Below are 18,848 nucleotides of genomic sequence, written 5' to 3' on the forward strand. Positions count from 1 at the left end.
CACAGCCTAAGCCTCCGACTTCTTCGACTCGCCGCCGTGACGGATTTCCAGGGACTCCAGCAGACGCGCACCCAAAGCGGTCACATCGCCAGCGCCAACGGTCATCACAATATCGCCGTCCTGAGCGCACGCCACAATATCCTCAATTGCACTCTCAGCGGTAGCGTAACGAACCTCAGAGAAACCAGCACCGGTAATCAGCTCACTGGTCACACCCTCAATCGGCAGCTCACGAGCCGGGTAAATATCCAGCACATGAGCACGATCAGACATCGACAGGGCCTGCGCAAACTCCTTCGCGAACTCGCGAGTACGCGAGAACAGGTGCGGCTGGAAAATCACGTACAGGTTATGGCCATCAGCCACGGTACGACCGGTCTGCAAAGCACGGAACACCTCGGTCGGGTGGTGCGCGTAGTCGTCAAAGACCTTCACGCCGGCAACCTCACCGCGCAGGGTGAAGCGGCGATCGGCACCCACGAAATCAGCCAGCGCGCGAGCAATATCAGCAGCCTCGTAACCAGAAATCAGAGCCGAAGCAAAAGCCGCAGAAGCATTCAGCTGGTTGTGGATACCGGGCACCTTCAGAGCAATATCCTGCTCACCCTCATAACGCACGCCACGGCATTCAAACGACCACGACAGGTGCGACGACGAGGAAGAACCAGCACTGGTAATCTCACTAATGCGCAAGTCAGCATCCGCCGACTCACCGTAAGTCACCACGGGCACACCCGCCGCACGAGAACGAGCCGCCAAAGCCGCCGCGCCCGCATCATCAGCACAGGTCACCACAACACCGTTGGGCGCCAGCGAACCCACAAAACGGTTGAACGCCTCAAAGACACGCTCATCCGTCTCATAGAAATCCAGGTGGTCCGGCTCAACATTCGTCACCACAGCAATAGCCGGGCGGTAACGCACAAACGAGCCGTCCGACTCATCAGCCTCAGCCACAAAAATCGACTCCGGGCCCTGAGCACCCAGGTGAGCGTTCGTGCCGCGACCAGCAATCACAGTACCCACCGCAAACGACGGGTCAGCACCCAGCTGATCAAACATCACAGAAATCATGGAGCTAGTCGTGCTCTTACCGTGAGTACCGGCAACAGCAACCACCTGAGACTCACCCATCACAGCGGCAAGCGCCTCAGAACGGTGCAGCACACGCAGACCCTGCGCACGAGCGGCAACAAGCTCCGGGTTATCCTCACGAATCGCAGTAGAAATCACCACGGTATCAACGTCCACAATGTTCTCAGCCTGCTGAGGAACACCCACACGAGCACCCGCAGCACGCAAAGACTCAACAGTAGCCGACTCGGCACGGTCAGAACCGCTCACCGTCACACCAGCCTGCAGCATCAGAGCGGCAATAGCGCTCATACCCGCGCCACCAATACCGATGAAGTGCACACGGCCCAACTCGCTCATCTTCGCACGCTCAGGGAACGGCGGGTTCAGCGGTGCCGGCAACACCATCTCAAGATTCATCAATTCAGTCATTACTTCTCAGCTGCCTTCAATACTGCTTCAGCCATAACGCGCGCCGCGTCACGGATACCAAGTTCATACGCCGCAGCGCCCATGCGCTCCAGCTCCTCCGGGTTCGCCATAAGAGCCGGAATCTCACGGGCAAACCACTCACCGGTGACTTCTGCATCCTTCACCAGCAGAGCCGCAGACGCCTCCACCAGAGAACGAGCATTCAGAGCCTGCTCACCATTACCAATGGGAAGCGGCACAAAAATCGCGGGAACACCCACCGCAGCAACCTCGCTCACGGTCGCCGCACCCGAACGCACCAGTAGAAGATCAGCGGCAGCATACACATCCTGCATGCCGTTGCTAAACTCAATCTGACGGTAATTCGGGGCGCTCAACAGCTCACCGTTCTCATCCAGAACAGCCTTACCCTTACCGGTAATGTGCAGAATCTGGAAATCCCACTCCTCAAAGTGGTCACGGCACGCCGCCACCGCATTATTCAGGCTCAATGCACCCAGCGAACCGCCGGTCACAATCACGGTCGGCTTCTGCGGGTCCAAGCCCAGGTTACGGCGAGCCTTCGAACGGTGCGCCTCACGGTTCAGGTAGGCAATCTCGTCCTTCATCGGCATGCCCACCAGGGTTGCGCGCGGGAACGGAGTATTAGGGAACGCCACACCGGTGAACTTCGCGAACGTACCACCCAGGCGGTTCGCCAAACCGGGCTTCGCGTTCGCCTCATGAATCACCACGGGAATCTTAGCGCTCAACGCCGACAGATACGCCGGCGGGCACACGTAGCCGCCCACACCAACAACCACATCCGCATCTGCTTCCTTGAGGATGCGGCGGGTCTTCGACAGACCACCAAAGAACTTAGCGGGGAAAGCCAAAGCGTCACGGTTAATGCTACGAGGGAACGCCGCGCGAGGAATAAACTCAATATCGAAACCAGCTGCCGGAACCAGCTCGGCTTCCATCTTGTCCGCAGTGCCCAGCATCAGAATCTTAGCGTTCGGCTCAAGATCACGAACCGCACGCGCAATCGCGAGCATCGGATTAATATGACCGGCGGTGCCACCACCGGCGAAGACTATAGAGGGCGCCTTCTTCGTCATAGGTCTTTCTCCCAACACATCGGTACAGCATCATTTTACGCTATCGCACCTGTTCAATAGAGCGCCCCCGCCATTGAGCTATGACTCAACGGCGAGGGCGTTATCTCTTATTCAGCGCATATTCATCACCGGCGGAAGCGCAACCCACAGCCCCGCTCCCCCGAACGCCGGCTCTCACGATGCCAGCTACACGGGGTGGGTTCCGCTGGGTTTAGCCCTGCTTACGGGTGCCGCGCTGAGCCGAGTTCCGAGCCGCGCCCTGAGCCGGACGCTGCTGAGCGCCGTTCTTCGGAGCACCCTTTGCCTGAGTACCCTTTGCTTGGGTACCCTGTCGCGGCGCTGCCTGACGTTGCGCGCCCTGTCGAGGATTACCCTGTCGCTGGGCACGACGCTGACGGTCCTCAGGATGCAGCGGCTGCAGACCCGCAGGTAGTGAACCCGACGGACGGTGCTGCGCGGTACGAGGCTGAGCAGCACGAGGCTGCTGCACTCGCTTCTGAGTAGCGGGTTTCTGAGCAGCAGGTTTCTGAGCAGCAGGCTGCTGAGCGGTACGGGGCTGAGCAGTACGAGTCTGAGCAGGCTTACCCTGTGCCGCTCGAGTAGAGGCAGTACTCTTCTGGGCAACACGAACCTGCTGGCCGGTACGCGGCTGAGCGGGAGCTTTCTGCGGAGCTACCTTCTTCGGTGCAGGCTTCTGCGGTGCAGGTTTCTGCGAGGCCTTCTGTTTCTGAGCTTCAGCCTTCTGCGAGGCCTTCTGCTCCGCCTTCACACGGGCAGCTTCCTCACGAGCCAGACGCGCCTCCTCGCGAGCACGACGAGCCTCTTCACGAGCCTGCGCCGCCTCACGGCGAGCCTGCTCCCGTTCCTGACGCTCCTGCTCCCGGGCCTGGCGTTCTTGCTCCTTCTGCTGCTCACGAGCCATACGAGCCAACTCACGCTGCTGATCCGGGGCAAACCCCAACCAGCGGCGCAACGTGCTCTCCGGACCGAAAACAACCTTCAGAGGATTATGTTCCTTCAACAGGTGACCACCGGCAGCCTCACGAGCAGCCTCCTCCTGATTCAGAACAATCTGCAACGGCGTACGACGCTGCCAATCAGCATTCGCACGACGAACCTCACGCACACTCTGGGTCTCAATATTTGACGGTTCCGTCGCACCACGCAACGGAGTCTGCCGTGCAAACGCCAACAACAAACCCGCCGCAAACAACGACGACAACAGCGACGAACCACCGTACGAAACAAACGGCAGAGGCACACCAATCACCGGCAAAAGACGGGACACCATGCCCATATTGATAATCGCCTGAGAGGTCAACCAAATCATGATGCCGCCCGTCGCCAGACGCACCAGCGGATCAGTAGTGCGCAGCATAATACGCACCGCGCAATACACTAGGCCCACATACAGCAGCAGAACCGCCAGCGTACCCAGCAGACCCAGCTCCTCACCAATAATGGCGAAAATATAGTCGTTATGCGCCTCAGCCAGGTAGTTGTACTTCTGACGCGACTGACCCAGGCCAACGCCCAAGAAACCACCGGTCGCCAACGCCACCTCACCAGAATTCGCCTGGTCACAGTTAGCGTTCGTACACGAACCCCAAATACCGAAAATACGAGCCACACGGTTCGCGCTACTGAGCACACCCACCAGCGCCAGCACCGCAAACGCGCCGCCAATCTTCAGCAACGAGCTACGAGAAGCACCCGCCAGCCACATCATGCCCACAAAAATGAAGCCATACACCATAGCGGTACCCATGTCACCACCGAGCATAATCAGCAGGACCAGGGCGCCCACACCATAAATCGAGGGGAACAGCGTACGCCAAATACTGCGAGAAATATCGCCGTGGCGGCTGTACACCCACGCCAGCCACATAATAATCGCCAGCTTCGAAAACTCCGACGGCTGAATCTGTCCGACTCCGGGGAGCTTCAACCAGTTACGGTTACCGTTCACCTCAACGCCAACGACCACCACAGCAAGCTGCATGACCAGCGCGGTGGCCAGCATCGCGTACACCACAAACTTCTTGTGATACACACCCACCGGGATACGTGTAATACCCACCATCGCGAGAACGCCCACGACCAAGAACATGATCTGAGACGAAACCTGCGAGAACGGCGACTGACCCTGCGAAATCATCGTGACGCTCGAAGCCGACAGCACCATAATGCAGCCAAAAATAGCCAAACCAAGGGTCGTCACCAGCAGCATCACCGGCACATCCCACAGGTCAGCCTTCAAACCACGACGGTACAGCCTACCGGCACGAGCACGGAACGGCGCAGAGAAATCCTCCAAACCGGCTCGCAAAGACGCCCAACGACCGCCCGCGGTCGAACGCGCCGAAGAAGCCGAACGCTCCGAAGATGCGCTGGTACTCACATGCCCTCCTATAGGCCTCAACTGCCACGGATCCGTCGTGGCGAATACACGAAAAAGGTTCAGGGGTGGGACACCGTTACCATCCCACCCCCGAGAAGAACCCGCAGAAAGCACCCCGGTCACCCGAGGAGCCCCCTGCAGGCAACGTCCTAAGAGTCAGCCAGCTGGGCGGCAACAGCGTTCGCAAACGCATCACCGCGCACCGCATAATTCTTGAACTGGTCCATCGACGCAGACGCGGGAGCCATCAGCACGGTATCACCCGGATGCGCCAGCTCAGCAGCCTTCGCAACGGCCGCGTTCATCACGGCGATGCCGTCCGAAGAATCAGCCACTGCGGCGGTCATATTGTAGGTCGGCACCTCCGGGGCGTGGTTAGCCAACGCCGACTTCAACGCCGCAGTATCAGTACCGATAATCAGCACAGCCTTCAGACGCTTAGCGTGAGCAGCAATCAGCTCATCGTACTCAACGCCCTTCGACAGGCCACCAGCAATCCACACCAGCGAGGGGTAACCACTCATCGACGCATTCGCGGCGTGAGGATTCGTAGCCTTCGAATCGTTCACCCACATGATGTCGTTCGCGTAACCCACCAGCTGGTTGCGGTGCGCACCGGTCTTGAAGGAACGCAGGCCAGCGCCCACAGCCTTCGGGTCAATATCAGCCGCACGGCACAGAGCCGCAGCCGCCAGAGCGTTCTCCACGGTGTGCTTCGCGGGCATCTTACCGGGTGCCGGAGCGAGGTCCTCCAGAACCGCCAGCTCGTACGCCTCGTTATAACGGTTCTTCAAGAAGGCGCGGTCCACCAGAATATCCTCAGCCAGGCCGAGCATCGACACAGCGGGCATCTCAGTGGAGCTGAAGCCAATCGCGCGAGCGCCCTCAATGACGTCCGCGTTCTCGACCATGCGCAGGGTGTCCACGTGGTCGGTGTTGAAGATGCAGGCAACCTGAGTGTGCTCATACACGCGAGCCTTATCTGCCTTGTAACGCTCGAACGAACCGTGCCAGTCCACGTGGTCCTCAGCAATGTTCAGAACCACCGAAGCGTACGGGGACATCGAATGGGTCCAGTGCAGCTGGAAGCTGGACAGCTCCACCGCGAAGAACTCATAGGGCTCATCGTCGGCAATGGCGTACACGATGGGCATGCCCACGTTGCCTACCTGAATAGCCTTCTTGCCGGCAGCCTTCAGGATGGAATCGACCATACCCACGGTAGTGGTCTTACCATTCGTACCGGTCAGGCACAGCCACTTGGGGGTCGGCAGGCCACTACGCTCGTTCAAGCGCCATGCCAGCTCCACATCGCCCCAAATCTGGATGCGACGCTCATACGCATCCAGCATGACCGGGTGGTCGGGACGTACGCCCGGGGAGGTCACCACAAGCTCGGGTTCCTGACCGTCCACCAGGGGCAGCGCACGCATGTGCTCGGGACCGAACAGACCCTCAACATTGCCGTACGCGTTCTTGTAAATCTCGATGCGCTCACGCTTCTCCGGGGTATCAGCCCCGTCGATGACGACGATCTTCGCACCCAGCTGTGCGAGCACGTCGGTCACAGCGTCGCCGCTGGTACCCATGCCCACCACGACCACACGCAGGTTAGCCCAGGGGGCACCCCAGTGAGTCAGTTCCGCGAGGCGCTCGTTCTCGTACACCGGGTTCACCGCAATAGCGGCGGCGTTCGCTTCAATGCGAGCAGCGTCCGGCTGTTCAATAGTTGACATTAGTGAATCACTCCAGAAGTCTGCGAGAACCAATCACCGAAGAACAGCGCCAGGGCGACGAGCACGCAGAGGGCGTTAACAACCCAGAGGCGGAACACGGAGTTCACTTCGCCGCTGCTGACGGTACCGGGGGCAATGCCTCGCTTATCAATTGAGTACATGCCGTTGACGCCGACCTTCTCCATGTGGTGGTGGAAGGGGGTCATACGGAAGTAACGGTGCGCGTGCAGGGGCTTCTCCCCCGCTGCCACCGAACGCTTACGGCTGGTCTTGAACACGAACTTCTGCACGATCACAGAGAACACTTCCAGCACGGGAATCAGAGCGATGACCAGCAGAAGCAGCTCGGTGCGGGTGAACAGCGCGAAAGCAACCATTGCGCCACCGAGTGCCAGGGAACCGGAGTCGCCCATGAAGATCTGTGCCTTCGAAACGTTCCACCAGAGGAAGCCAGCCAGCGAACCCACCAGGGAAGCGGCAATCAGCGCCAGCGAACCGGGGTCGCGCACATCGTAGCAGGCGGTGCCAGCACCGGCGGAGCAGGCGTGCACATACTGCCAGATGCTGATGGTCAGGTAGCCGGAAAAGATGGTCATCATGATGCCACCAGCCAGACCGTCCAGACCATCGGTGAAGTTCACCGCGTTCGTACCGGACAGGGAGATGAGGGTAATCCAACCAACCAGCAGGATGGAACCGAAGACCGCACCCGCCGCGAACAGATCGATGGGCAGGTCACGCACGAAGGAGATAGCGGTCGACGCCGGACGAGCACCTGACTCATTCGGGAACTGGAACGCCAGGTACGCAAAGGGCAGGGTCACGCCCAGAAGACCAATGGTCTTCTGCTTCTCGGTCAGGCCCTCGTTGCCCTTATTGCGGAACTTCATGATGTCGTCCGCCGCGCCCACACCGAGCATGCCCAGGGTGAAGGCGATGGTCAGCCACGCGGTAGCGGTCGGTACCGGCGCGGTACCGAAGAGCAGGGCGCTCACCGCCAGGGTCAAGAAGTAGGCGAGAATCGCCGCGGGGATGAAAATCAGACCCGCCATGGTGGGGGTGCCTGCCTTATGCTGGTGGGCTGCCGGGCCTTCCTCACGGATGAGCTGGCCAAGCTTCAGAGACTTCATCTTCTTGATGAACACCGGCAGCGCGGTGAGGGAGATGAGGAATCCGAAGATTCCAGCAATCAGCACGGTAATCATAAAGCGCTACCCTTCGTTCGTGGTCTGTTCGGTCGAGGTACGGTCACCGTTAGCGGCACCGTCCAGGTGAGCGGCAAGGTGGTCGCTCAAATCGGTGGTTTCAACAAAATCACCGGCAGAAAGCCAGGTCGGTGCCTGCTCTTCCTCGGTGCCGAAGGTGTACTCAGCGAAAGCAACCTGGTCGCCCAGAATGCCCAGCTTCGCGCCGTTCGAGGACTTGAAGAGCACAATGTCGCCGGGGCGAACCTCGGCGCGCAGAATCTGCTCTGCCTCTTCGGGGGTCTTCACCCAGGTCGCCTCATTACCCCAGGAGCCTTCCAGGTGAGCCGCATTGTAGGTGGGCTTCGTTTCGTCGCCCACAGCAATCAGCTTGGAAATATTCATGCGCACCACGAGGCGGCCGATGCGGTCGTGCTCCTCCACGGAGGCGTCACCGAGCTCCAGCATGGCGCCCAGAACAGCCCAGGTGCGGTGCGGCTGACCGGTCGCCGGGTCAACGGTGCGGCCCAGCTGCGCCAGAGTGCGCAGTGCAGCCGCCATAGACTCGGGGTTCGCGTTGTAGGCGTCGTTAATGACGGTCACGCCGTCAGCACGGTCGGTGCGGGCCATACGCCACTTCGAAGCAGCCGCCGCCTTGTTGAGCGCGCGAGCAATCTTCTCACCCGAAATACCGCTGTTGTAGGCGATCGTCGCCGCAGCCAGCAGGTTGTACACATGGTGCTCACCGATCAGCTGTGAGGAAATCTCGTACTCGCTACCGTCGGGCAGGCGCAGAGTGAATTCGGGGCAGCCGGCGTCGGTGGTGCGCAGGTTCAGCGCCGCCACGTAGCGTTCGTACGGCTGACCGTTCGCGTCGGTCTTCTCGCCCACGCCAAAGTAAGTAATGGGGGCAACCGAACGCGACGCCATGCGTAGCACGCGCTCATCATCAGCGTTCAGCGCCAGGGAACCGGTCGGCTGAACGCCCTCAGCCAGCTCACCCTTAGTGCGCTCAATATTGTCCACACCGCCGAACTCGCCAGCGTGCGCGGTACCGACCTTCAGGATTGCACCGTGATCGGGGTGCGCAATATTCGCCAGGTACTCGATGTTGCCCACACGGTCCGCACCCATCTCAATGACCAGGTAGCGGGTGGACTCATCCGCACGGAAAACGGTCAGGGGCACGCCCACCTCACTGTTGTAGGAGCCGACCGGGGCAACGGTCGGGCCCTCCGGGGTGAAAATGGCGGCAAGAAGGTCCTTGGTGGTGGTCTTACCGGCAGAACCGGTAATACCGATAACGGTCAGCTCACCCTGAGCACGCATCTGCTCAATGGAGTAGCGCGCCAAATCACCCATCGCCAGCACCACATCGGGCACCTGGATGCTCGGGTAGGGCACGCCCTGCTCGTCGAGTACTTCGCGCTCGACCAGCGCCAGGGTCGCGCCCCGCTCAAACGCCATGGGGATGAACCTGTGACCGTCAGTGACCGCACCGGGCTTCGCCACGAACAGGGTACCGGTCTGCACCTCGCGGGAGTCGGTGGTGGCGAAGTCTGCGTACACCTGCTCCTCACGGCCCTCCAGGCCGATAGCGGTGCCGCCGGTTGCCTCAATAATCTGGGCGGCGCTGAGCTTAATCATTCTTCACCATACCTTCAGCGGTCTTAGAGTCACTTTCATCGAGCATGCGCTGGTAGTCAGGCAGGATCTCGAAACCGTGCGCACGCAGGGCACGGGCGGTTTCAACGCGGTCGTCCAGGGCGATATCCACGCCGTCAACATCCTGTTCGGTTTCGTGGCCGCGGCCAGCAATCAGGATGGCGTCATGCTCGCCCGCCAGGGCAATTGCCGCATCAATAGCGGCGGCACGCGGAGAAATATTCAGGATCTGGGTGGCTCGGCGGTTCTCAGCCTTCTGCGCGCCCTCCTCAACGGCGGCACGAATCGGCTCGGGCGCCTCACCGTGCGGATCGTCATCAGTCACAACCACAATATCTGCGTACTGTGCCGCAATCGCACCCATAATCGGGCGCTTGAGCTGGTCACGCTCACCGGTCGCACCGAAAACAATCATGACCTTGCCGTCGCCGGGGCGATCCATCGCCTCCAGGGCACGGGTCAGGCCGTCAGGGTTGTGGGCAAAGTCCACAATCGCGTGCGGAGCCAAAGAAATCAGCTGCATACGACCCGGCACCACCGGAGTCAGAGCCGAACCGGACGCCAGCTCAGGCAGCAGACGCGCACGCTCAGCAGAGTCAGTGTCCAGGTACGCCATGAGAGCCGCCAGCGCAGCATTCGAAACGTTAAAGTCAGCGGGCAGACCGGTGTAGCATTCAACGCTCTCACCGGCACCATTAGCCACGTGGAAGCGGTGGCCCAGACCCTCACGCTGAACCTTCACCACGGCCCAGTCGCGGGCACCAAACTCTGCGGGCACCTCAGCCAGACCGGCACCGCGCGCAGTCACCAGACGGTGCACCTGCTCAGCGCCCATCTGCTCGCAAGCGGCGGAGAACATCTTCTCGCCCCACTCGTCATCAGCAGTAATCACAGCCAGCTCGGCACGTTCGGGGGTGAACAGCTGAGCCTTCGAGTCGAAATAATGCTCCATAGTGCCGTGCAAATCCAGGTGGTCCTGGGTCAGGTTCGTGAAGCCAGCAACCGCATACTTCACGCCGTCCACACGGTGGTAATCAATCGCGTGCGATGACACCTCCATTGCGGCGCAACGCACCTGATGCTGACCCATAATCGTCAGCAAAGAATGCACGTGAGGAGACTCAGGGGTGGTCATCTTCGAAGGAACCGACACACCATCAATCAGAATCTGAATAGTGCCAATCAGACCCGTCTTCACACCCTGGCCGGTGCGGAACACCGACTCCAACATGTAGGTGGAGGTGGTCTTACCGTTCGTACCGGTCACCGCATATCGGTGAGTATCAGGGAACGACGCCGAACCATAAATCAGCGCCGCCAACGGACCGACGTACTCGCGCAGGTTCTCAGTCACCAGGAGCGGCACCGGCGCCTCACCCAGCAGCTGCGCACCGGCTGCATCCGTCAAAATAGCGGAAGCTCCCAGCTTCAACGCGGCCTCAGCAAACTGCGCGCCGTGCACCTTCGCACCGGGCAGAGCCACGTACAGGTCCTGCGGGCGAACGCCTCGGGAGTCCATGCTGATACCGGTGACCTCAACGGACTCACCGGATTCAGAGCCCTGAACGCCGCTAGCCGGCTGGGAACTCACCTGAGCACCCAAGCCCTGCAGATGTTCGCGAAGGTGCGCCAAACTCACCGGGCGCACAGAATTCGGGCGCAGAGTCTGAGCGTCGCCGCCCAGCAGGTTCTGGCCGGGTGCGTGAGATGCGGTATCCATCGTCCTTCTTTCCTCCCCGCTATCAGAAGCGGTGAGCTCTGTATGGTCAATGCGCTCAAGGCACACAGGGTCATTCAATATTCTACGGTCTTTAGGCTTCGACAGGTGTTCAGTACCGGGGCTTCTTCATCACGAATCAGCTACCGGGAACCTCTCCCCCGCTCGCCTTTAGCTCGTCTTATTGGGGCTATCCTCAGCAAAAAGCGGAATCAACTCCGGTTCACCGGTAGAACGCGGCACATTATAGGTGTGCAGGGTCTTCTCCATAATCTTGGAGAACTCAGCCGTCGTACCGTTCGCACCCACGCTACCCTCAGGACGCTGCATGGTCACCGCCACCAAGAACTGCGGGTTCTCAATCGGCGCCACACCAATAAAGGACGTCGTGTTGCCGTCGTAGCCGCCCTTCTCACTCGGAGTTTCCGCAGTACCGGTCTTACCGCCCACGCGGTAGCCGGTCACCTTCGCCGGACGGGCGTGGCCTTGCTCCACCACATTCTCCATGAGAGTCAGGCAGGAAGCGGCAGTCTCCTCGCTGACCATGCGTTCGCCAGGCTCTACGGCACGCTTATGTTCGGTACCGTCGGCGTCAATGATCGCGTCCACAATGCGCGGCTTCAGACGAACGCCCTTATTGCCCAGCGCCTGGAAAATCATGGCGGTCTGCAGCGGAGTCTGCGCAACACCCTGACCGAACAGCACAGTGTACTGCTGACGGCCATCCCAATCACGCCAATCAGCGATTATACCCTGCTCCTCACCGGTCAGCTCAATGCCGGTAAACTCGCCGACGCCGTACTTCTTCAACCAGTTGTAGCGCTCTTCCTTGCTGAGCTTCTGACCGACCAGCACCGTACCGGTGTTCATCGAGTCATGAATAATGCCCGAGAAAGTACGCCGCTGCGCCCCGTGCTCAAACGCATCCTTGAAAGTCTGGCCGTCAATCGTGAGGGTCGCGGGCACATCATACACACTAGTCGGAGTCGTCAGGCCCTGCTCAATCAACGCAGAAGAAGTCAGCATCTTCTCGGTCGAACCGGGCTCCACGTTCTGCGAAATAGCGCGCGGAGTCATATCCGCCGCATCCTCAATGGTTGCCGCGCCCGGGTCCATCGTGGAGGAATCAGCAAGAGCCAAAATGGAGCCGTCCCGCACATTCATAACAATGGCGGTGCACCATTCAGCCTTCAGCTCCTCAGCGCGGGCACGAACCACCTGCTGCGCAAAATACTGCACATCACGGTTAATGGTCAGGCGAATATTTTTACCGTCCACCGCCAGGCGTTGCTCTTCCTTCGCCACGGGGATACGCACACCATCAGCACTAATCTCGTAGGTACGTTCACCGGGGGTGCCGGCAAGTTCCTTCTCGAAGACACGCTCAATGCCCACCGAGAAGTTACGGGAAACCGTACCGCCCTTACCGTTGCCGTCAGCCTCTTCAACAATGTTGTATTTGCCGACCACGGAGCCACCCACACTACCGTTGGGGTACAGGCGCTGGGAGAACGCCTCACCGTAGATGAAGGGCGCGCCCAGGGCATCAATCTTATTGAAAATTTCCGGGGTGATATTTGCCTTAATCACCGAGTACTTGGAGGTGCCGTCCAGCTTGGACTTGATGAACTCGTCGGTAATGCCCGGGTCAACGGTCTTGAGAATATCGACCATCTCGTACACCAGCTGGTTGGGGGTGACCTCAATCTTCTGGGTGCGGTCCTCGTTGTAACGCTTGAAGGTCGCCACGGCACTCTGATCAGCGGTCAGGTTATAGCGCTGCACAGTACGCGCCATGACATTGCCGTTGATATCCAGAATCTGGCCGCGCACAGCAGGCAGCACCTGGGAGCGCAAACGCTTCTGACGGGACGCATTCGCCACCGCACCGGGATCAAAGCCCTGGCGGATAAACAGGTTCGCACCGATAACGCCCAGAGCGCAGGTGGCTGCGGCGCCTGCGACGAAGCCACGGCGGGTCAGATCCGGCTGACCGGATGCCGATTCGTTCGCGTTCTTACGCGCGTCGGAGCTCATGCGGTGGTCCTTTCGCTGGTCTAGTCTATCGGTGATGCTGTGCATCCTGTGGTCAATGGTATTTATCGTGCAGCCTGGCTTGCCGCGGGGCTAGCGGCAGGGTTGGGTTGCTGAGCGGCGCTCGGTGCGGCAGACGCGGCGGGGCTAGCAGGTGCGCTCGGTGCAGGGTTAGCCTGCTGAGCGGGGCTTGCCGAGGCGCTTGCAGATGCCTTAGCCGAAGCGCTCGCCTGGCCGTGTCGCTGCTGAACAGACTTGTCAGCCTCCACAATGCCCTTGGCGTAGCTTTCGTTCGAGCCGGCCGCCGGAGGCGCAATCAGGTTCTCCTGCTTGTTTCCCTCAGCACCGGTCGGGCTTGCAGCCGGGGTGGGGGTGCCCTCAATCGTGGAGGACTGCAGGTTCAGGGTCGCCTGCGAAGAGCTCACAAACATGCCCAGGGTGCTGGCGCGTATCGCCAAATCCTGCGGGGCTTCCTTGAAACCAATCTCCTGCTGCAGCGCCTGATTTTCTTGCACAAGCTGCTGCTCCTGCGCGCGCAAATCCACCATGTCGTACTGGCGGGTCACGATCAGTACGTTGAGCAGCAGAATAAAAATCAGGGTCAGCGGAATTGCCGCAAAAACAGCGAGCATGGTGGGCGGGCTGAGCTTACGGGCTCGGCGGCGCACAGCGGACAGCGGGTTACGCTGCTTAGGCTTCTCTTCTCGGGTCTCTTCGGTGCGTGCTGCCGCACGGACGCTCGAGGGCACACGGCTCGCGTTCGTTGAGGTGCGCTTACCGCCGTGCGAAGCAGCGGTGCTGGCGGGGCGGACCACCGGCTGGGAGGCGGTGACCGGCTCCAGACGCGCGGCGCGGGTACGGCCGGAGTGGGCTCGGGTGGAGGCGCGGCTCGCCCCGGTAGAGCCGCCAGTAGAGGATGCGCGGGTAGAGCCAACGGCGCCGGGGGTGCCGGCGGCAGGGCGCGAGGAACCGGCGCGTCGACTCCGCGGGGCGCCCTGGGTGCGGGTGGGGCGCTGGGATGCGTGCTGGGTGCTCACTCTTCTTCGCTTTCTGTCTTCTACTTGGCGGGGATGCGGATCTTCTCGGCGGCGCGCAGCTTGGCGCTGGCGGCGCGGGAGTTCTGTTCGATTTCCTCGTCGGTAGGCGGTTCGGCGCCGCGGGTAATGATTTTGACGGTGGGCTTGTGCTCTTCAAGCTCTACAGGGAAGCCCTTGGGTGCCTTGGAGGTTGCCTCTGCGGTCAGTGCCCTCTTGACGATTTTGTCTTCGAGGCTGTGGTAGCTCATGGCGACGAATCGGCCGCCGAGGTTGAGCGCCTCCAAGGCTGCCGGTACGGCGCGTTCGAGGGCTTCCAGTTCGTGGTTCACTTCGATGCGCAACGCCTGGAAGGTGCGCTTGGCGGGGTGGCCACCGGTGCGCTGCGCGGCGACGGGCACCGCCTTCTGAATAATGCGCACGAGCTCACCGGTGGTTTCCAGCGGCGCGTTGGCGCGGGCGGTGCAGATAGCGCGAGCAATACGCGACGCGAACTTCTCTTCGCCCCAGTTGCGGATAATGCGGCGCAGCTGGTCTTCACTGTATTCGTTGACGACGATGCGGGCGGTGAGCTCATCTTCGGAGTTCATACGCATGTCCAGGGGTGCATCGTAGGAGTAGGCGAAGCCACGGGTGCGTTCGTCCAGCTGCATGGAGGAGACGCCCAAGTCCATCAGGATGCCGTCGATGCCCTGCACGCCGGCGGTTTCCATGGCGCGGTCAATTTCGTCGTAGACGGCGTGGACGGGCACGAAGCGTTCGCCGAAGCGTGCCAGGCGCTCACCGGCGATGGCGTGTGCCTGCAGGTCGCGGTCAATACCGATCAGCACAAGGTTTTCGAAGCGTTCGAGCAACGCCTCAGAGTGGCCGCCCATACCGAGGGTGCCATCAATGACGTAGGCGGTGCCTCGCTCCTCGACGGCGCGCTCAATGCCCGGTGCCAGCAGGTTAATGCAGCGGTCCAGCATGACGGGCACGTGGCGTTCGCTGGCTTCACGCTGGGAGAGGTTCTCAATGGATGCGCCGGTCACCTTGGCGGCAGCGCCGGAGGCGGTCGTACCGGTTTCGGGGGCGTGTTCTACGCTCATGGGTGCTCCTGTGAGAGTTTGTCCTGCGGGAAGGCTTACGGAAGAGTGGTGCGGGTGCTAGAGATGCCGGGGCGGTAGCCGTCGCGTCGGCGGGATGCCGGTTAGAGCAGCGGGCTGAACGGGTCCTCGTCGAGGGCAGCGAATTCAGCTTCGGTGCGGGCGAGGTACTCTTCCCAGGCCGCTGCATCCCAGATTTCTGCGCGGGTTCCGGATCCGATGACGACGAGATTGTCGGTCAGTCCTGCGTATTGGCGCAGTATCGGCGGGATGGTGATGCGTCCCTGCTTGTCGGGCAGTTCGTCGGAGGCTCCTGAGAGGAAAACTCGCAGGAAGTCTCGGGCGGCTCGTCCCGGCAGGGGCGCGGTGCGCATCCGTTCGTGGATGCGTTCAAATTCTGCGGCGGGGAAAACGTACAGGCATCGTTCTTGACCGCGGGTCAGAACGAGGCCTGCTGAGAGTTCCTCACGGAATTTGGCGGGAAGGATGATGCGTCCTTTGGCGTCCATTCGTGGTGAGTAGGTACCTAGGAACATTCACTTCACCTCCCCGATGTGTGCCGTTGCGCTAAAGTCTGCGGGAGCGGGGTTGCTCCACGATTCCTGTAGGTGCCGGTGGCGGGGTGTGCCGGGCCGGCGCCTCCGCCGCGTGTTTGAGGGCACGGCGATAGGACTGACTTTCAGCTTTCCTCTCCACTTTACCCCACTTTCCACCACCTACCCCACCCGGCAGAGTATCTTTTAGTGTTTTTATGCTCTCTTCTGCATTTTTAACGCTGACGCACAGCTTCTACACAGCTTCGGGCGTGCGTACTCAGCGCTCCACCCTCATCATGCTTGCCATACCCAGACTCAATGACGGGGCTAGTTTCAGGGGGTTAGTTTCGGGGTTTGGCGTGCTCCGCTCACCAGCCCCTCATACTTCCATCTCTCACCAGTTCGGGCATACTCGCTAGTTCGAGCATAGTCACTAGTTCTTCGGGCATAGAAAAAGCGGAGGTAAGAGAATTCTTACCTCCGCTTGATCAGTCTTGAGTTTTGAGATTCTCGCATCGGGGGTCAGCCCTATGAGCTGAGCCGCGAAGCTTCTGCACCCTGAATACTTTAGAACTGAACACTTTAGAACTGAACACTTTAGAACTGAACACTTTAGAACTGAACACTTTAGAACTGAACGCTTTAGAGCTGACCGTTATTACGCTCATCCCAGCGGTCTTCCAGGCGGTTCATGAAGGAAGAGCGCTCCTTCTGTTCGCGCTGACGCACGCGCGCTGCACCTTCTGCCTTACCGCCGAGGAAGGAATCTACCGGGGTCTTCTTGCTGGTGGTTGCGAAGTACACGCCACCGGCCGCAAAGAGGAAGCCGAATACACCCAGCCAAATCATGTTAGATGCGACCGCACCAATAATGATGCCCAGGCCAATGAGAACGAAGAGAATACCGAGAGCCAAGTGGCGAGCGCTAAAGACCGGCGCAGTATTGCCGGTTGAAGACATGGAGGAGGCAAAGTGCGGGTCCTCATTGCTCATGAGTTCTTCGAGCTGGTCCAGAACCTTCTGTTCACGCTCGGACAGTGCCATCGTTTTCTCCTTTGAGGTGTCTTTGCTCAAGATGACGTCGGTATCAACCGGGTTAGAACCGGGTTAGCTAGTGTATCAGCTGGCGCGGTGAGCGCTTCTTGCCGGTCGTATGCTTCCCATCGTACCGCGCCGGGTGGGGTTGGCGCATTCTTTTTCGGTCAGAAGCTCTTTATGTCTTTCTCCCGCCTTCTGCGGAGGTGTTCTTCGCCCGCACTTTACGAGTAACCGGCTGCGATATAGCCGCTGACCATGCTATGGCCCAGGCTGTATCGACTCCCCAGTTGTTGCCCCTCAGCTATTCCTTATTGTGGCTCTTTTCTTCGATATTCTTCTCTTCGATATTCTTCTCAGGCGCGGTAACTCCGGAGGCGGGTTTGAGGCTTTCCTGCGAGTACTTGCGGTGAATGGCGTCCATGACGTGCTCCACCTCGGACCATCTGCCGCTTTTCACGAGGCGAGCACCAGACCCCGAGCGAGCGCCAGACCCCATATTGCCTGCTCCCCCGCCGCCGCCTCGTTGTGCAGAGACAGTTTGCGCAGAGACAGTTTGCGCAGAGACAGTTTGCGCAGAGGCAGTTTGTGCGGAGGTGATTTTTGCGGAGCTGGTTTGTGCGGAGCGTGAGCTTGCCCCGCTCTCTATGGAGTCGAAGAGGGTTTGTTGCACCCCGTCTTCTGCGCGGGCGAGCTTTTCGGCGCGCACTCCGATGAGTCGCAGGGCGCAGGGTGCATCCTGCCCTACCAAGATTCCGTCTGCGCGCAGTGCTTCCAACGCCAAGGAAGCAATCTGCATGCCGGAGTCTACGGGCACGTTCAGGGCAATAGCGCGGGTGTGCGTTTCGAAGGTGCTGTAGCGGATTTTGAGACTGAGCCCTCCGGCGAGTTTCCCAGCGGTGCGCAGCCGCTTTCCCAGCTTGAGGCTCAGCTCCCGAATAGCAGCACTAACCTCCCGAGCATCAGTCGTATCCGTCTCGAAGGTGTGCTCGCCGCCCATGCTTTTCTCTTCGCGTTCGGTGATCACGGGGCGCTCGTCAATGCCGCGCGCCATGGCCCAAAGGTGCTCGCCCTGGGCGGTGCCGAAGCGCTCTTTGAGCCAGTCGAGGCTCATGGAGCGCATTTGGGCGATGGTGTGAATACCGTATCGGGAGAGCTGGTCGGTGCTTTTCGCACCCACACCCCACAGGTCGGAGACTTTTCTGGGGTCGAGGAATTCTTGCACTCGTTCGGGTGGGATGACCCACAGCCCGTTCGGTTTGCTACCGGTGGATGCCATTTTGGCGAGCAGTTTATTGGGCGCGACCCCCGCCGAGGAGGGCAGGGAGAGCTCCTGTGCGATGCGGTCGCGAGCGCTCTGCGCCAGGGCGACGGGGTCTTGGCCGTGCAGGTAGGCGCCGGTCAGGTCCACGAAGGCTTCGTCCACGCTGACCTGTTCCACGTAGGGGCTCAGGTCGTGCAGAATACCCATGACGGCGCGGGAGTAGTGCCGGTAGTCGCCGCGCAGCGGCAGGACGGTGGCGTTGGGGCTGAGGTTTTGGGCGCGGCTGAGCGGCATGCCGGAGCGTACTCCGTGGGCGCGCGCCTCGTAAGAGGCTGAACAGACGACCGAGCGGGGGCCCAGGGGCGCCACGATAATCGGGGTTCCGCGCAGGGCGGGGTTTTCGAGGAGTTCAACGTTGACGAAGAAGGCGTCCATGTCCAGGTGCATAATGACGCGGCCGTTCCTTGCGCCGCTATTCTTGCCGGTTCGAGCCTGCCCCATGTCGCCTCCTCTCATCGCGATTCCGCCCACCTACCGAAAATATAGCACAT

General features: G+C 60.5%; 13 protein-coding genes. All 13 read right to left on the minus strand.

Features of this window, described 5'->3' with window-relative positions:
* Positions 1-6 precede the first annotated feature (6 nt).
* The 13 genes from murC to dinB all read right to left on the minus strand — a co-directional run bounded on the left by murC (position 7) and on the right by dinB (position 18,798).
* On the minus strand, positions 7-1,506 hold the full coding sequence (murC, locus tag QZ822_RS05090) for a UDP-N-acetylmuramate--L-alanine ligase (RefSeq protein ID WP_294643081.1): 1,500 nt from the start codon (positions 1,504-1,506) through the stop codon (positions 7-9).
* A complete protein-coding gene (gene murG, locus QZ822_RS05095; RefSeq protein WP_070830462.1) occupies positions 1,506-2,606 on the minus strand; it encodes an undecaprenyldiphospho-muramoylpentapeptide beta-N-acetylglucosaminyltransferase in 1,101 nt (366 codons plus the stop codon). The genes murC and murG overlap by 1 nt, the downstream gene beginning before the upstream one ends.
* 211 nt (positions 2,607-2,817) lie before the next feature.
* A complete protein-coding gene (locus QZ822_RS05100) occupies positions 2,818-5,007 on the minus strand; it encodes an FtsW/RodA/SpoVE family cell cycle protein (protein WP_294643083.1) in 2,190 nt (729 codons plus the stop codon).
* Positions 5,008-5,156: 149 nt separating this feature from the next.
* The gene (gene murD / locus QZ822_RS05105; RefSeq protein ID WP_294643085.1) at positions 5,157-6,743 is read right to left on the minus strand and encodes a UDP-N-acetylmuramoyl-L-alanine--D-glutamate ligase; all 1,587 of its coding nucleotides are present in this window, start codon (positions 6,741-6,743) and stop codon (positions 5,157-5,159) included.
* Complete coding sequence (mraY, locus tag QZ822_RS05110) at positions 6,743-7,948, minus strand: phospho-N-acetylmuramoyl-pentapeptide-transferase (RefSeq protein WP_049340736.1); 1,206 nt, start codon at positions 7,946-7,948, stop codon at positions 6,743-6,745. Before mraY ends, murD begins: the two co-directional genes overlap by 1 nt.
* A 6-nt stretch (positions 7,949-7,954) precedes the next feature.
* Positions 7,955-9,574 (minus strand): UDP-N-acetylmuramoyl-tripeptide--D-alanyl-D-alanine ligase, encoded by a 1,620-nt coding sequence (murF, locus tag QZ822_RS05115; protein ID WP_294643087.1) that lies wholly within the window; start codon positions 9,572-9,574, stop codon positions 7,955-7,957.
* Positions 9,567-11,312, minus strand: a complete 1,746-nt coding sequence (locus QZ822_RS05120; protein ID WP_294643088.1) for a Mur ligase family protein — start codon at positions 11,310-11,312, stop codon at positions 9,567-9,569. Before QZ822_RS05120 ends, murF begins: the two co-directional genes overlap by 8 nt.
* A 168-nt stretch (positions 11,313-11,480) precedes the next feature.
* Positions 11,481-13,346, minus strand: coding sequence for a penicillin-binding protein 2 (locus QZ822_RS05125; protein WP_294643090.1), 1,866 nt, complete (start codon positions 13,344-13,346; stop codon positions 11,481-11,483).
* A 62-nt stretch (positions 13,347-13,408) separates the two neighbouring features.
* Positions 13,409-14,380, minus strand: coding sequence for an amino acid ABC transporter ATPase (locus QZ822_RS05130; protein ID WP_294643092.1), 972 nt, complete (start codon positions 14,378-14,380; stop codon positions 13,409-13,411).
* Between the two features lie 20 nt (positions 14,381-14,400).
* Entirely contained in the window at positions 14,401-15,465 is a 1,065-nt protein-coding gene (rsmH, locus tag QZ822_RS05135; RefSeq protein WP_060823677.1) for a 16S rRNA (cytosine(1402)-N(4))-methyltransferase RsmH, read from the minus strand.
* Between the two features lie 101 nt (positions 15,466-15,566).
* Positions 15,567-15,998, minus strand: a complete 432-nt coding sequence (gene mraZ / locus QZ822_RS05140) for a division/cell wall cluster transcriptional repressor MraZ (RefSeq protein WP_005506565.1) — start codon at positions 15,996-15,998, stop codon at positions 15,567-15,569.
* A 642-nt stretch (positions 15,999-16,640) separates the two neighbouring features.
* On the minus strand, positions 16,641-17,042 hold the full coding sequence (locus QZ822_RS05145; RefSeq protein ID WP_049337555.1) for a DUF3040 domain-containing protein: 402 nt from the start codon (positions 17,040-17,042) through the stop codon (positions 16,641-16,643).
* Positions 17,043-17,337: 295 nt separating this feature from the next.
* Positions 17,338-18,798, minus strand: a complete 1,461-nt coding sequence (gene dinB, locus QZ822_RS05150) for a DNA polymerase IV (RefSeq protein WP_294643095.1) — start codon at positions 18,796-18,798, stop codon at positions 17,338-17,340.
* Positions 18,799-18,848 lie beyond the last annotated feature (50 nt).

It is taken from the genome of uncultured Rothia sp., assembly GCF_916715725.1.
GTDB lineage: Bacteria > Actinomycetota > Actinomycetes > Actinomycetales > Micrococcaceae > Rothia.

Excerpts from the sequence above, each read along its gene's own strand:
- dinB (WP_294643095.1), bottom strand. The coding sequence starts at position 18,798 with ATGGGGCAGGCTCGAACCGGCAAGAATAGCGGCGCAAGGAACGGCCGC.
- QZ822_RS05125 (WP_294643090.1), bottom strand. The coding sequence starts at position 13,346 with ATGAGCTCCGACGCGCGTAAGAACGCGAACGAATCGGCATCCGGTCAG.
- mraZ (WP_005506565.1), bottom strand. The coding sequence starts at position 15,998 with ATGTTCCTAGGTACCTACTCACCACGAATGGACGCCAAAGGACGCATC.
- murG (WP_070830462.1), bottom strand. The coding sequence starts at position 2,606 with ATGACGAAGAAGGCGCCCTCTATAGTCTTCGCCGGTGGTGGCACCGCC.
- murD (WP_294643085.1), bottom strand. The coding sequence starts at position 6,743 with ATGTCAACTATTGAACAGCCGGACGCTGCTCGCATTGAAGCGAACGCC.
- mraY (WP_049340736.1), bottom strand. The coding sequence starts at position 7,948 with ATGATTACCGTGCTGATTGCTGGAATCTTCGGATTCCTCATCTCCCTC.
- QZ822_RS05145 (WP_049337555.1), bottom strand. The coding sequence starts at position 17,042 with ATGGCACTGTCCGAGCGTGAACAGAAGGTTCTGGACCAGCTCGAAGAA.
- QZ822_RS05120 (WP_294643088.1), bottom strand. The coding sequence starts at position 11,312 with ATGGATACCGCATCTCACGCACCCGGCCAGAACCTGCTGGGCGGCGAC.
- murF (WP_294643087.1), bottom strand. The coding sequence starts at position 9,574 with ATGATTAAGCTCAGCGCCGCCCAGATTATTGAGGCAACCGGCGGCACC.
- rsmH (WP_060823677.1), bottom strand. The coding sequence starts at position 15,465 with ATGAGCGTAGAACACGCCCCCGAAACCGGTACGACCGCCTCCGGCGCT.
- murC (WP_294643081.1), bottom strand. The coding sequence starts at position 1,506 with ATGACTGAATTGATGAATCTTGAGATGGTGTTGCCGGCACCGCTGAAC.